We start from the raw sequence: 13162 nt of genomic DNA, 5'->3' as shown, positions 1-13162 counted from the left end.
GCGTCAGCGCTTGCGTTCGATCGCGTCCCACAGCAGGGCTGCGATGTCGGCGCCGCCGAATTTCTTCACCTCGCGCAGGCCGGTCGGCGAGGTCACGTTGATCTCGGTCATGTAGTCGCCGATGACGTCGATGCCGACGAGCAGGAAGCCGCGTTCGCGGAGTGCCGGGCCGATGCGAGCGCAAATCTCCTTTTCGCGCGCCGTCAGCTCCGTCGGCTCCGGGCGGCCACCGGCATGCATGTTGGAGCGGGCATCGTGTTCGGCCGGCACGCGGTTGATCGCGCCGACCGGATCGCCGTCGACCAGCAGGATGCGCTTGTCGCCCTTGCGCACGTCGGGGAGATATTGCTGGGCGATAAAGGGCTCGCGGAACATCTGGCCGAACATTTCCAGAAGCGAGGAAAGGTTGCGGTCGTCCTTGGTGGAATGGAAGACGCCGGCACCGCCATTGCCGTAGAGCGGCTTCAGGATCATGTCGCCCATCTCGTCGCGGAAGCGGCGGATTTCAGCGGGGTCGCGGGTGATCAGCGTCTTCGGCATCAGATCGGCGAATTCGGTGACGAAGATCTTTTCCGGCGAATTGCGCACCCAGGCCGGATCGTTGACGACGAGTGTCTTCGGATGGATGCGCTCCAGCAGATGCGTGGAGGTGATGTAGGACATGTCGAAGGGCGGGTCCTGGCGCAGCAGCACCACGTCCATCGTCGAGAGATCGACGCGCTCGGGCGCACCCAGCGTGTAATGATCGCCCTTGACGTCGCGCAACTCCATCGGCTCGACGGACGCATAAACCGTGCCGTCGCGCAGGCTCAGGCGATCCGGCGTATAATGAAAGAGCTTGTAGCCGCGGCTTTGTGCCTCGAGGCTCATGGCGAAGGTGGAATCGCCCGCGATGTTGATGGTCGACACGTGGTCCATCTGGACCGCGACGTTCTTGATCTTAGCCATGAAAGTCCCCTCAGGAATGCCCGACACATGTAGGATGCGCCACGCGCAATGGCAACGGGCTCAACGACAACGGGCGCCGCGCTTTCACGCGACGCCCGTCGATGAATTCCGTATCTGCGGGATCAGGCCGCGAGGCCGCCGGAGGATTGAGTGCCGCGCAGGCGGTCGCGCAGCTTCAGCGCCAGATTGACGGGCGCGGGGAATTCCTTGCGGCAGAAGGCGATCTTGCGCACATAGGTATCGATGTGCCACGTCGCCCAGCTCTTGCCGGGGAAATAGGCGATGTCGCCGGCCTTCAGCGTGCGCTGGCTGCCGTCTTCGGCGGTGATGTGGACCTCGCCTTCGAGGATCATCACCGTTTCGTCCCAGCCGAAATACCAGCGGAAGGTGCCGGCCGTGCAATCCCAGATCGCCGTGGTGGCCTGGTCGTCATAGGCGCGCGAATGCAGCGAGAGCCGCGCCTGCGGGTTGCCGGCGAGAACCCAGGAGGGCTCGATCGGCTTCGGCGCCATTTCGAGATTATCGAGCGCGGCGGCGATCAGCGGACGCGGCGCCTTCTCTTCGAAGGTGCGCGAGCGCATGGCAGCACCGACCATGGTGAGAAGCATCAGTTTCAGGACCATTTCATCCCCCTTACATCTTAGGAGGAAGCCTTACGCGAAACCGGTAACGGCGCCGTTCAAACAATCCGTCGCATTTTAAGCATCGGTCATCTTTCAGGCGAAGCCGTCGATCCGGCAGGTGATCAGGTCGTGGTCGGAGAGCGGGCGGCCGGCAGGCGAGAGCGACGAAACGATCGCCGTCGCGGAGACGGCAAGACCGCGCGACAGGAACCAGTCGAGCTTCATGGCACGCTCCGGCCAGCGGGTGATGAGGCTCGGACGCGTCGTCATGACATCCAGCGGGCCGCCATGGCGGGTGAAACCACGCTCGGCGGCGCGGGCGAAAAGACCCTCGGCTTCGAAATCACCGCCGGCATGGTTGCCGGTGTTGAGATCACCGCCGATGAGGACGGGCAGGCCGGGGAAGGCGGCGTCGAGCGCATCAATCAGGCCGACCACCTGCCGTTCGCGATAGGCGGCGGTGGTGGCGCTTTCCAGATGGGTGGAGACCAGCACAAGCGAGCCGGCTTCGGTGTTGATGACGGCGCCGATCGCCATGCGCTCGCCGAGCCTGGGCTGGTCGACCGCGCCCATGAACCACAGGCGTTCGCCTTCAAGGCGCAGCAGGAAGGGCCGGTGCAGCGGCACGGTGGAGAGGAGGCCGTTGCCATGCAAGCCGCGGCTGTTGAAATCGTCCTTGCAGAATTCCAGTTCGGTCTCGGAGCCGAGGCCGAGCTCGATGAATTCGACGCCGTAAAGATAGGCCATGCCGAGTGCATCGGCGAGTTCGGCGGTCGTGTGCGCCTGGCGCGTGCGGGCCATGCCGTCGTCCATTTCGGAGAGCAGTACGATCTCGGCGCCCGTCATCCCCAAATGCTCGGCGCTCTGCTTGGGGAAAAGGCAGCGCTCGAGGTTCCAGGCGGCTACGGTGAAGGGGAACGGCAGCGGTTCGGCGCGTTCGGCGCGGCCACCCGTCTCCACCGCATTCATGCAGGCGAGTTCGGCCATGCGGCCATCATGGGCGGCGAAGGATTTTTCCAGCGTGGCGATCGCCGCGCGATCCGCCTGGCTCGGTGCGGCGAGCCGGTCGACGGTGATGCGGATCATCATGCGACGGCCTCCGGAACAGCGGCCACGGCACCCGGCCCCACAGCCTCGCCCGACCAGTCGATGCGCCGGCCGCTGGCCGTGTCGAAGAAATGCAGCCGCGATGGAGCAATGGAAAGCGAGGCCGTTTCGGGCAACGGGATTTCCGAGGAGAGGGCTGCGATGATGGCCTGATCGCCGACCATGCCATGCACGAGACGCTGGGCGCCGAGTTCCTCGACATAATCGATGCGGAACGGCAGGCCGCCCTCGGTGCCTTCGTGCAGGCGCAGGTCCTCGGCGCGCAGGCCGACGGTGACGGCGCCCTGCGTCGGCACCGTGGCGCCGAGATCGATGAGGGCGGGGCCGAGCGCCAGCCTGCTGCCATGCAGCTCGCCGCTCACGAGGTTCATGGCCGGCGAGCCGATGAAGCTCGCGACGAAGGTGGTTGCCGGACGGTGATAGACATCGAGCGGGCGGCCGATCTGCTCGATCTTTCCGCCGGAGAGCACGACGAGCCGGTCGGCAAGCGTCATGGCTTCCAGCTGGTCATGGGTGACATAGATCGAGGTCGTGCCGACGCGGCGCTGCAGGCGCTTGATCTCGCCGCGCATGGAGACACGCAGTTTTGCGTCGAGATTGGACAATGGCTCGTCGAACAGGAAGGCCGAGGGCTTTCTGACGATGGCGCGCCCCATGGCGACGCGCTGGCGCTGCCCGCCGGAAAGCGCGCGCGGCTTGCGCTCCAGATAGGGCTGGAGTTCGAGCATGCGGGCAGCTTCCGCCACGCGCGCATCGATCTCCTCCTTCGGCGTGCGGCGGTTCTTCAGGCCGTAGGCGAGGTTTTCGTAGACCGTCATATGCGGATAGAGCGCATAGTTCTGGAACACCATGGCGATGTCGCGGTCGGCCGGATCGACATCGTTGACGATGCGCCCGCCGATCGTCACCTCCCCCCGGCTGATCGTCTCCAGCCCGGCGATCATGCGCAGCAGCGTCGACTTTCCGCAGCCCGAGGGGCCGACGAGCACGATGAACTCGCCATCGGCGATATCGATGTTGACGTCGCTGACCGCGGTCACGCCGCCATTGTAGATCTTGGATACGTCACGGATGCCTATCGATGCCATGAACGAAACTCCTTACTTGTCGCTTTCGGTGAGGCCCTTGATGAACCACCGCTGGAAGATCAGCACGATCATGACCGGCGGCAGCATGGCGAGGATCGCCAGCGCAAAGGCTTCGTTGTAGTCGGGAATGTTGGAGCCGACCCAGACGAGCAGGATTTGCTTGATGCCGCGCACCAGTGTGAAGAAGCGCTCGTCGGTCGTCATCAGCGTCGGCCAAAGATACTGGTTCCAGCCATAGACGAACATGATGATGAAGATCGCCGCGATCATGGTGCGCGAGAGCGGCACCAGCACGTCGATGAAGAATTTGAACGGCCCGGCGCCGTCGATGCGGGCCGCCTCCAGCAATTCCTCCGGCACGGACTTGAAGAACTGGCGGAAGAAGAAGGTGCCGGTAGCGGACGCCAGAAGCGGCACGATGAGGCCGGTATAGGTGTTGGTGAGCGCAAGCTTGTTCATCACCTCGTAGGAGGGAACGATGCGCACTTCGAGCGGCAGGAGCAGCGTCGTAAAAATCATCCAGAAGAACAGCGTGCCGAGCCGGAAGCGGAAATAGACGATGGCATAGGCCGCAAGCATCGACAGCACGATCTTGCCGGCGGCAAAGCCGACGCCGAGGATCAGTGAATTCCAGATCATGCGCGCGCCGGTGATTTCGCCGGTGAACCCGCCCTTGCGGGTCAGGACCTTATCGTAAGTCTCGGTGAAATGGCCGCCCCAGGTCAGCGACAGGCCGTTGCGGTGGATGTCGGCGGCCTCGTGCGTCGAGGTCATGAAAGCGACCACGACGGGCGCCACCATGATGAAGACGCCGAGCAGGAGCACGAGATGATCGAAAAGGCGGATGCGGGTCATGGCAGGGCGCCCTCTCAATTGTAGTGCACGCGCCGCTCGATGAAGCGGAACTGGAAGATGGTCAGCACGAAGACGACGATCATCAGGATGACGGACTGGGCCGAGGAACCGCCGAGATCGTTGCCGCGGAAGCCGTCCATATAGACCTTGTAAACCAGCGTGATCGGGTTGTTGGCGGCCTTGTCCTTCACCATCACGTCGATGACGCCGAACGTGTCGAACAGCGCATAGGTCATGTTGATGATGAGCAGGAAGAAGGCGGTGGGCGCAAGCAGCGGCAGCGTCATCGTCCAGAAGCGGCGGACGCCCGAGCGGCAGTCGATGGCGGCGGCTTCGCGCACCGAGACGGGAATGCTCTGCAGACCCGAGAGGATGAAGATGAAATTGTACGGGATCTGCTTCCAGACCGAGACGGCGATCATCGCAAAGGCGGTGTCATAGTAGTTGAGGCCGACCTTCATGTCCCAGCCGAAAAGCGCGGCGAATTTCACCAGCGGGCCGATATGCTGGTCGAAGAACATCATGCCCATCAGGCCGGCGACCGGCGGGGCGATGGCATATACCCAGATCAGCAGCGTCTTGTAGGTGGAACTACCCTTCAGCACCGCATCGGCCTTGACGGCAAGCAACATGCCGATGCCGAGCGACAGGAAGGTGACGAGCGCCGTGAACACAACAGTGAAGCGGGCGATAGACTGATACTGCGCGGAGCCCAGCGCATCGGCATAGTTGGAGAGACCGACGAAGGTCGCGCCGAAACCGAACGGGTCTTCCAGATAGAAGGACGACTGGATCGCCTGGACGGACGGCCAGTAGAAGAACACGAAGATGATCGCCATCTGCGGCGCGATAAATAGATAGGGCAGAAAGGGCGAGGAAAACTGCACGCGCTTCATGGGGCCACCTTCATAGCGGCGTGCCGGGAACGCTGAGCCCCCGGCACGGATTTCAACGTAGGCGACGGATCAGCCGGCGGTCTTGGCGAAGCGGGCGAGCAGGTCGTTCGCTTCGGTCTCGATCGTCTTCAGGGCGTCTTCGACGGAGGTTTCACCGGCGAAGATCCGGCCGTATTCACGCTCCATGATTTCACGGATCTGCGGATAGAAGCCGAGGCGGTAGCCCTTCGACCAGTCGCCCGACTTCAGCATCAGCTGCTGAATGCCGACTTCGGCCGCCGGCTTTTCCTTGTAGTAGCCTTCGGACTTGGCGAGCTCATAGGCTGCCTTGGTGATGGCCACGTAGCCGGTGGCCTCGTGGTAGAACTTCTGCACTTCCGGTGAGGTCAGGAACTGGAAGAAGTCGGCCGTGCACTTGTTTTCGGCTTCCGGCTTGCCGGACATGGCGAAGAGGGCAGCGCCACCGATGAAGGTGTTGGTGCCGGCACCCTGGATGCTGCCCCAATAGGGCAGGAAGGTTGCCGAGAACGGCTTCTGCGCGGTCTTCTGGAGGCCGCCAAACGAACCCGAGGAGCCGATCCAGAAGGCGGCCTTGCCGTCTTCGAAGAGCTTCTGGTTGTCGTTCCAGCCGGCGCCGTAATAGCCGAAATAGCCTTCGTCAGCCCAGGCCTTGAGCTTGGTGAACATCATGACGAGGTTCGGATCCGTCATGTTGATCTTGGTATCGACCACCGAGTCGTAACCGTTGCTGTTCGTCGCGAACTGGATGTTGTGGCGCGAGAAGAAGTTTTCGGTGAACTGCCAGGTCAGCTGCGACTGGACGAGCGGCAGGTAGCCGGCTTCCTTCAGCTTCGGGGCGATCGTCTCGAAGTCTTCCCAGGTCTTCGGCGCTTCGACGCCGGCCTTTTCGAGGGCTTCGGTGTTGACATACATGATCGGCGCCGAGGAGTTGAACGGCATGCCGACGAACTTACCGTCAGGGGCGGCGTAGAAGTAGCGCACGCCTTCGATGAAGGCTTCGCGGTCGAATTTGTAGCCGGCCTGGGTGATCAGGTCTTCGGCCGGAATGACGGCGCCCGGCGCGTTGATGATCGTCGCCGCACCGGCGTCGAAGACCTGCAGGATGTTCGGCTGTTCGCCCGCACGGAAGGCGGCGATGCCGGAGGCGAGCGCCTCTTCATAGGTGCCCTTGGAAACCGGCGTGATCGCGCAGGCCGACTGCGCCTCGTTGAACTTCTTGGCGACTTCGTTGATGACTTCGCCGTTGCGGCCGGCCATGCCGTGCCACCAGGTGATGTTGGTGGCGGCCATCGATGCCGTGGCGGACAAGACGAGTGCGAAACCTGCGAGGGAAAGCGGCTTGAACATGGGAGCTCCTCTTCACCGGACTTGGTGTGAGGCGTGCCTAAGCAGCGACCGTGACAGGCGCGTTACGCTTTCATGTCAGTTTCGTTACATTTTCCTTTTGCTCAAAACGCATCCACAAAGTGTTTTGGAAGCCGCCACGGCAAGACCGCAACGATATCGTATCGCAAGGAGAGGCGGTGGGCGTCCGGCTGGCGGGAGAGCCAGATGTCGCTTGCCGCGCGGATGCGGCGCTGCGCGGTTCCGCTGACGGCGAAGAGGGCGCTGTCGACATCGCGACGGGCCTTGACCTCGACACAGACGACGAGATCGCCGCGCCGCGCGATGATGTCGATTTCGCCGAGCTTCGTGCGGTAGCGGATGGCGCGGATACGGTAGCCCTTGGCGAGAAGGTAGAGCGCGGCGATATATTCGGAGACGTGCCCCCGGCGGAAGGCTTTCAGCCGGTTAGGGTCCACCGCCTTATTCCGCATCGCCATCCTTGAGATCGATGAGACGCTGGTAGAGGTCGCGGCGCGGCAGGCCTGTCTGGCGCGCAGCCTCCGTCGCCGCCTTGCCGGCCGACATATCCTTCACCAGGGTCGTCAACAGGCGGTCGACATCCTCGGCTTCGGGCGCGGCCGCCTCACCGGGCGGGCCGATGACGAAGACGATCTCACCCTTCACGGTGTGGCCGTCGCCATAGTGGGCGGCGAGTTCGCCGAGCGTGCCGCGGCGGAATTCCTCGAAGGTTTTCGTCAGCTCACGGCTGACGCAGGCCGCCCGCCCCTCGCCCAGCACGTCGGCGGCGGCGGCAACGGTCGCGGCAATGCGATGCGGCGATTCGAAGAACAGCAGCGTTGCGGGCACATTTGCCAGTTCGGCGAGGCGGTCGCGCTTTGCCTTGTCCTTGGTCGGCAGGAAGCCGGCGAAGAAGAAGGCATCGTTCGGCAGACCCGAACCGACGAGCGCGGCCAGCGGCGCGGAGGCGCCGGGGATCGGCACGACGCGATGGCCGGCCGCGATCGCCAGCAGTGCCAGACGATAGCCGGGATCGGAAACGAGCGGCGTGCCGGCATCGGAGACCAGCGCCACGGATTTGCCGGCTTCCAGCGCCGCGATGAGGCGCGGGCCGGCTTCGTCGGCATTGTGCTCGTGATAGGCATAGGGCCGGTTGACGATGCCGTAACGGTCGAGCAGCACGCGGGTGACGCGCGTGTCCTCGCAGGCCAGCACATCGGCACCGGCGAGCGTTTCCAGCGCGCGCAGCGTGATGTCGGCGAGATTGCCGATCGGGGTGGCGACGAGATAGAGCGCCGGCTCCAGCGGCCGGGCGGGGATGACGGCATTGTGCAGGCGGAACGTCTTGCCGCCCTCGCCCGTGCCGCCTGCCACTGTCTCGTCCCGCATCACCATCACCTTTCCGGCCGGTTGGACGGCCGCACTTCGTCACCCCTTATGGGCGAGCACCAATGCCCTCGCAAGAGACGACGGTTGACTATCGCGCGTCCGGCGCCGTTAGCACTTGCAATCGGGCGGGAAATTCTGCCATTTTGCCCGTCCCATCTTTCCGGCCTCGCCGGAGTTTCAAGGCAATGCCGCGCCGGTTTCCGGCGTGCCAGCGGTCGAAAGCGGTACAGTTCATGCGCATTACTCTCGAGCGGTCCAATCTTCTGAAGTCGTTGAACCACGTTCACCGCGTGGTCGAGCGGCGCAACACGATCCCGATCCTCTCGAACGTGCTGCTGCGCTCCGACGGCGCGAGCCTGGACATGAAGGCGACCGACCTCGATCTTGAAATCACCGAGGCGACGCCCGCCCAGGTCGAGCAGGCCGGCGCCACCACCGTCCCGGCGCATCTGCTCTACGACATCGTGCGCAAGCTTTCCGACGGGTCGGAAGTGCTGCTCGCCACCAGCGCCGACGGCGCCTCCATGACGGTCGCCTCGGGCCGCTCGAAATTCTCGCTGCAATGCCTGCCGCAGTCGGACTTCCCGGATCTCACCGCCGGCAGCTTCTCGCACACGTTCCGCCTCAAGGCGACAGATCTCAAGATGCTGATCGATCGCACGCAGTTTGCGATCTCGACGGAAGAGACCCGCTACTATCTCAACGGCATCTTCATCCACACGATCGAAAGCGCCGGCCAGCTGAAGCTGCGCGCCGTCGCCACCGACGGTCACCGCCTCGCCCGCGCCGATGTCGAGGCCCCCTCGGGCTCCGAGGGCATGCCGGGCATCATCATTCCGCGCAAGACGGTCGGCGAACTCCAGAAGCTGGTCGACAATCCCGACCTCACGGTCACGGTCGAAGTCTCCGACGCGAAGATCCGCTTCACGATCGGCTCGATCGTGCTGACCTCCAAGCTGATCGACGGCACCTTCCCGGATTACCAGCGCGTGATCCCGACGAATAACGACAAGGAACTGAAGATCGACTGCCAGTCCTTCGCACAGGCCGTCGACCGCGTCTCCACCATTTCCTCCGAGCGCGGCCGCGCCGTGAAGCTGGCGCTTGGTGACGGCCAGCTGACGCTGACGGTCAACAATCCGGACTCGGGCAGTGCGACGGAAGAACTGGCGGTAGGCTACGACAACGACCCCTTGGAAATCGGCTTCAACGCGAAATACCTGCTCGACATCACGTCGCAGCTTTCGGGCTCCGAAGCGGTCTTCATGCTGGCCGATCCGGGTTCGCCGACGCTGGTGCGCGACCTTGCCGGCGACGACGCGCTTTACGTGCTCATGCCGATGCGCGTCTAGGATCCCGCGCGGCATCGGGAAACCGTTCTGGAACCCGCCGGCCGCCGGCGGGTTCTTTTTTAAGCAGGCGCTTTCGCATGTCGGGGAAACTTGAATGCGGCGACGCAATCAGACTTGTTTTTGACGCAAACCGCGTCACATATTCGCCATGGCCGACGACGCGGATGGGAATGAATCCCGCTGCCGGCCAGGAAATACACCATGAAGGGGGATGGCATGACGTTGCGCGTGAAGGTCAAGGAACGGCTCGGCAGGAAGTTCGGCGACGAAATCCGCTTCTTCAAGGGCTGGATGAGCAATACGCGGGCCGTCGGCTCGATCATCCCCACCTCCTCGATCACCGCGCGCCGCATGGCGAGCGTCGTAAACCCCAAGTCCGGCCTTCCCGTTCTGGAACTCGGTCCCGGCACGGGCGTGATCACCAAGGCGATCCTGGAAACCGGCCTTGCTCCGGAAAAGCTGACCTCCATCGAATTCTCGACGGATTTCTACAACCACCTCGTCGCCCGCTTCGACGGCGTCAATTTCATCAACGGCGATGCCTTCGATCTCGATAAAACGCTCGGCGAACTGCGCGACACGACCTTCGACAGCGTCGTCTCCGCCGTGCCGCTCCTGAATTTCCCGATGCATATGCGCGTGTCGATGATCGAGAATCTCCTGTCGCGCATTCCCGTCGGCCGGCCCGTGATGCAGATTTCCTATGGGCCGCTCTCGCCCGTCGTCGCCATGCCGGACCGCTACCAGATCAGCCATTACGATTTCGTCGTGCGCAACATCCCGCCGGCGCAGCTGTGGACCTATCGCCGCACCCATTGAGGTGCGGCCATGTACGCGCTCTACATTACCCATCCGCAGGTCCGGATCGACCCGGCCGTGCTGGTGCCCGACTGGGGGCTTTCAGAACGCGGCCGAGAACGGGCGTCGCTTGCCGCGTCTGCGGACTGGGCGAAGGAAATCGCCCGCTTCGTGGCAAGCGCCGAACGCAAGGCAATCGAAACTGCCGATATCCTCTCTGCCGGAAGGATTTCGGTCGAAACCGATCACGCCATGGGCGAGAACGATCGCTCCGCCACCGGCTTCCTGCCGCCCGATGCCTTCGAAGACGCCGCCAACTGGTTTTTCGCGCACCCGCAGGAGAGCTTCAAAGGCTGGGAGCGGGCGGCGGATGCGCAGACGCGCATCGTCGCGGCGGTCGAGCGGCTACTGGCAAACCATGATCCGAACGTGCCCATCGCCTTCGTCGGCCACGGCGGCGTCGGCACGCTCTTGAAATGCCATCTCCTGGGCAAACCGATTGCCCGCGATGGCGACCAGCCGGCCGGCGGCGGCAATCTTTTTGCATTCCGGCTTGCGGCCCGCGCCGTCACATGCGACTGGACGGCAATGGAATCTTGGAAAGGGTTTTGACCATGTCCGCGCGCGACCGCCTGATCGTTGGCCTCGATGTACCGACCATCGCGGAGGCGGAAAAGGTAGTCCGGACATTGGGTGACACCGCCCTCTTCTACAAGATCGGCTACCAGCTGGTCTTTGCCGGCGGACTGGAATTCGCCCGCGACCTTGCCAAGGACGGCAAGAAGGTCTTCCTCGACATGAAGCTGCTCGACATCGACAACACGGTGGCGAAGGGCGTCGAGAACATCGTTAAGATGGGCATGTCCATGCTCACCCTGCACGCCTATCCGAAGGCCATGGCCGCCGCCGTCTCCGCCGCGAAAGGCTCCGACCTCTGCCTGCTCGGCGTGACCGTGCTCACCTCCATGGATGCCAAGGACGTCATCGACGCCGGCTATGAATACGATCCGCACACACTCGTTCTGCGCCGCGCCGAACAGGCGCGCATCGCCGGCATGGGCGGCGTCGTCTGTTCCGCCGAGGAAGCCAAGGCCGTGCGGAAAATCGTCGGTGCCGACATGGCGATCGTGACCCCCGGCATCCGCCCGGCGGGCGCCGAGCTCGGCGACCAGAAGCGCGTGATGACGCCGGCCGACGCGCTGAAGGCTGGCTCCAGCCATCTCGTCGTCGCCCGCCCCATCGTCAAGGCCGACGACCCGCTCGCTGCGACGAAAGCGATCCTTGCCGAGATGGACGGCGCGCTGCAAGCATAACAGAGAGGAAGTGAGACATGCCCAAGGGCTACTGGATTGCACAGGTCGATGTGCGTGACCCCGAACGCTACAAGGATTATGTCGCCGCCGCCAAGCCGGCCTTCGAGAAATACGGCGCGAACTTCGTCGCCCGCGGCGGCGCCTATGCGCAGCTGGAAGGCCGCGTGCGCGCCCGCAACGTGATCATCGAGTTCCCCTCCCTGCAGGCCGCCGTCGACTGTTACAACTCGCCGGAATACCAGATCGCCGCCGCCATCCGCCAGGAAGTGGCCGACGCGGAAATGGTGGTCGTCGAAGGTCTCTGACCCACACGCGCAGAAGCCTCGCAAAACCGGCAAAAGAGACGCTTCGCCGCGCTTCACCTTGCCGGTTGTTTGGGCTATGTAGGCGCTACCTACCGACAATGTTCTTCAGGAGCAGCCATATGACCTTGTCCAACCTTCCGCCGCTCGTCACCGTCTTCGGCGGCTCGGGCTTCGTCGGACGTCATGTGGTGCGCGCCTTGGCGCGCCGCGGCTACCGCATCCGCGTCGCCGTGCGCCGTCCCGATCTCGCCGGCTTCCTGCAGCCGATCGGCGGCGTCGGCCAGATCTCTTTCGTCCAGGCGAACCTGCGCTACCGCCAGTCGGTCGATCGCGCCGTCGAGGGCTCCGACCATGTCATCAACTGCGTCGGCGTGCTGTTCGAAGCCGGCCGCAACACCTTCGACGCCGTGCAGGATTTTGGCGCCCGCGCCGTGGCGGAAGCCGCCCGCAGCGTCGGCGCGAAGCTCACGCATATCTCGGCCATCGGCGCGGATGAAAACTCCGGCTCCAGCTATGCCCGCACCAAGGCGCGCGGCGAAGCGGCCGTGCTGCGCACCGTGCCGGATGCCGTGATCCTGCGCCCCTCCATCGTGTTCGGCCCGGAGGACGGCTTCTTCAACAAATTCGCCACCATGGCGCGCTATGCACCCGTCCTGCCGCTCGTCGGCGGCGGCCATACGAAATTCCAGCCCGTCTATGTCGCCGATGTCGCCGAAGCGGTCGCCCGCTCGGTGGATGGCGCAATCGAGCCCAGCCGCGTCTATGAACTCGGCGGCCCCGAGGTCTTGAGCTTCCGCCAGTGTCTCGAGCTGATGCTGCGCGTCACCGACCGCAAGAACCCGCTCGTGCCGCTGCCCTTCGGCATTGCCTCGCTGATCGGCTCCGTTGCCTCGCTCATTCCCTTCGTCCAACCGCCGCTCACATCCGATCAGGTGACGCTGCTGCGCGCCGACAACATCGTTTCCGACGCTGCCCGCAAAGAAGGCCGCACGCTGGATGCCATGGGTATCGAGCCGGTTCTCGCAGAGGCGATCCTGCCGAGCTATCTCGTGCGCTACCGGGTGCAGGGCCAGTTCACGAAGGTCGATAAGACCGCCTGAGCCGCTTTTCCGGATATGAAAAC

At 63.9% G+C, this 13162-nt stretch carries 15 protein-coding genes; 6 read left to right on the top strand and 9 right to left on the bottom strand.

Annotated features, from left to right (window positions below; translation table 11 throughout):
• Nucleotides 1–3: 3 nt before the first annotated feature.
• The 9 genes from gshB to rsmI form a co-directional block, all read right to left on the bottom strand.
• Nucleotides 4–948, bottom strand: a complete 945-nt coding sequence (gshB, locus tag ACOZK4_RS12640) for a glutathione synthase (protein ID WP_313531976.1) — start codon at nucleotides 946–948, stop codon at nucleotides 4–6.
• A gap of 122 nt (nucleotides 949–1070) precedes the next feature.
• Nucleotides 1071–1571, bottom strand: coding sequence for a cupin domain-containing protein (locus tag ACOZK4_RS12635; RefSeq protein ID WP_421592175.1), 501 nt, complete (start codon nucleotides 1569–1571; stop codon nucleotides 1071–1073).
• Between the two features lie 93 nt (nucleotides 1572–1664).
• The gene (locus ACOZK4_RS12630) at nucleotides 1665–2657 is read right to left on the bottom strand and encodes an endonuclease/exonuclease/phosphatase family protein (protein ID WP_421592253.1); all 993 of its coding nucleotides are present in this window, start codon (nucleotides 2655–2657) and stop codon (nucleotides 1665–1667) included.
• The gene (locus ACOZK4_RS12625; RefSeq protein WP_421592174.1) at nucleotides 2657–3766 is read right to left on the bottom strand and encodes an ABC transporter ATP-binding protein; all 1110 of its coding nucleotides are present in this window, start codon (nucleotides 3764–3766) and stop codon (nucleotides 2657–2659) included. Before ACOZK4_RS12625 ends, ACOZK4_RS12630 begins: the two co-directional genes overlap by 1 nt.
• 12 nt (nucleotides 3767–3778) lie before the next feature.
• Nucleotides 3779–4621, bottom strand: coding sequence for a sn-glycerol-3-phosphate ABC transporter permease UgpE (ugpE, locus tag ACOZK4_RS12620; RefSeq protein ID WP_421592173.1), 843 nt, complete (start codon nucleotides 4619–4621; stop codon nucleotides 3779–3781).
• 14 nt (nucleotides 4622–4635) lie between these two features.
• Entirely contained in the window at nucleotides 4636–5517 is an 882-nt protein-coding gene (locus ACOZK4_RS12615) for an ABC transporter permease subunit (protein ID WP_421592172.1), read from the bottom strand.
• Nucleotides 5518–5586: 69 nt separating this feature from the next.
• The gene (locus tag ACOZK4_RS12610) at nucleotides 5587–6885 is read right to left on the bottom strand and encodes an extracellular solute-binding protein (RefSeq protein WP_421592171.1); all 1299 of its coding nucleotides are present in this window, start codon (nucleotides 6883–6885) and stop codon (nucleotides 5587–5589) included.
• A 101-nt stretch (nucleotides 6886–6986) separates the two neighbouring features.
• Nucleotides 6987–7355 (bottom strand): YraN family protein, encoded by a 369-nt coding sequence (locus tag ACOZK4_RS12605; RefSeq protein ID WP_421592252.1) that lies wholly within the window; start codon nucleotides 7353–7355, stop codon nucleotides 6987–6989.
• Nucleotides 7345–8271, bottom strand: a complete 927-nt coding sequence (rsmI, locus tag ACOZK4_RS12600; RefSeq protein ID WP_421592170.1) for a 16S rRNA (cytidine(1402)-2'-O)-methyltransferase — start codon at nucleotides 8269–8271, stop codon at nucleotides 7345–7347. Before rsmI ends, ACOZK4_RS12605 begins: the two co-directional genes overlap by 11 nt.
• A 233-nt stretch (nucleotides 8272–8504) precedes the next feature.
• On the opposite strand from rsmI, the gene dnaN reads away from it, so the two are divergent.
• The 6 genes from dnaN (at nucleotide 8505) to ACOZK4_RS12570 (ending at nucleotide 13139) form a co-directional block, all read left to right on the top strand.
• The gene (gene dnaN, locus ACOZK4_RS12595; protein ID WP_313530238.1) at nucleotides 8505–9623 is read left to right on the top strand and encodes a DNA polymerase III subunit beta; all 1119 of its coding nucleotides are present in this window, start codon (nucleotides 8505–8507) and stop codon (nucleotides 9621–9623) included.
• 216 nt (nucleotides 9624–9839) lie between these two features.
• Complete coding sequence (gene pmtA / locus ACOZK4_RS12590) at nucleotides 9840–10442, top strand: phospholipid N-methyltransferase PmtA (protein WP_421592251.1); 603 nt, start codon at nucleotides 9840–9842, stop codon at nucleotides 10440–10442.
• 9 nt (nucleotides 10443–10451) lie between these two features.
• The gene (locus ACOZK4_RS12585; RefSeq protein ID WP_421592169.1) at nucleotides 10452–11033 is read left to right on the top strand and encodes a histidine phosphatase family protein; all 582 of its coding nucleotides are present in this window, start codon (nucleotides 10452–10454) and stop codon (nucleotides 11031–11033) included.
• 2 nt (nucleotides 11034–11035) lie between these two features.
• On the top strand, nucleotides 11036–11734 hold the full coding sequence (pyrF, locus tag ACOZK4_RS12580; RefSeq protein ID WP_421592168.1) for an orotidine-5'-phosphate decarboxylase: 699 nt from the start codon (nucleotides 11036–11038) through the stop codon (nucleotides 11732–11734).
• Nucleotides 11735–11751: 17 nt separating this feature from the next.
• A complete protein-coding gene (locus ACOZK4_RS12575; RefSeq protein ID WP_226920884.1) occupies nucleotides 11752–12039 on the top strand; it encodes a DUF1330 domain-containing protein in 288 nt (95 codons plus the stop codon).
• Between the two features lie 119 nt (nucleotides 12040–12158).
• A complete protein-coding gene (locus tag ACOZK4_RS12570; RefSeq protein ID WP_421592167.1) occupies nucleotides 12159–13139 on the top strand; it encodes a complex I NDUFA9 subunit family protein in 981 nt (326 codons plus the stop codon).
• Nucleotides 13140–13162: the final 23 nt, after the last annotated feature.

It is taken from the genome of Shinella sp. M27 (assembly GCF_049199905.1).
Lineage (GTDB): Bacteria > Pseudomonadota > Alphaproteobacteria > Rhizobiales > Rhizobiaceae > Shinella.
The sequence above is the reverse complement of the archived record's forward strand: the minus strand, read 5'-3'. Positions and strand labels throughout refer to the sequence as shown.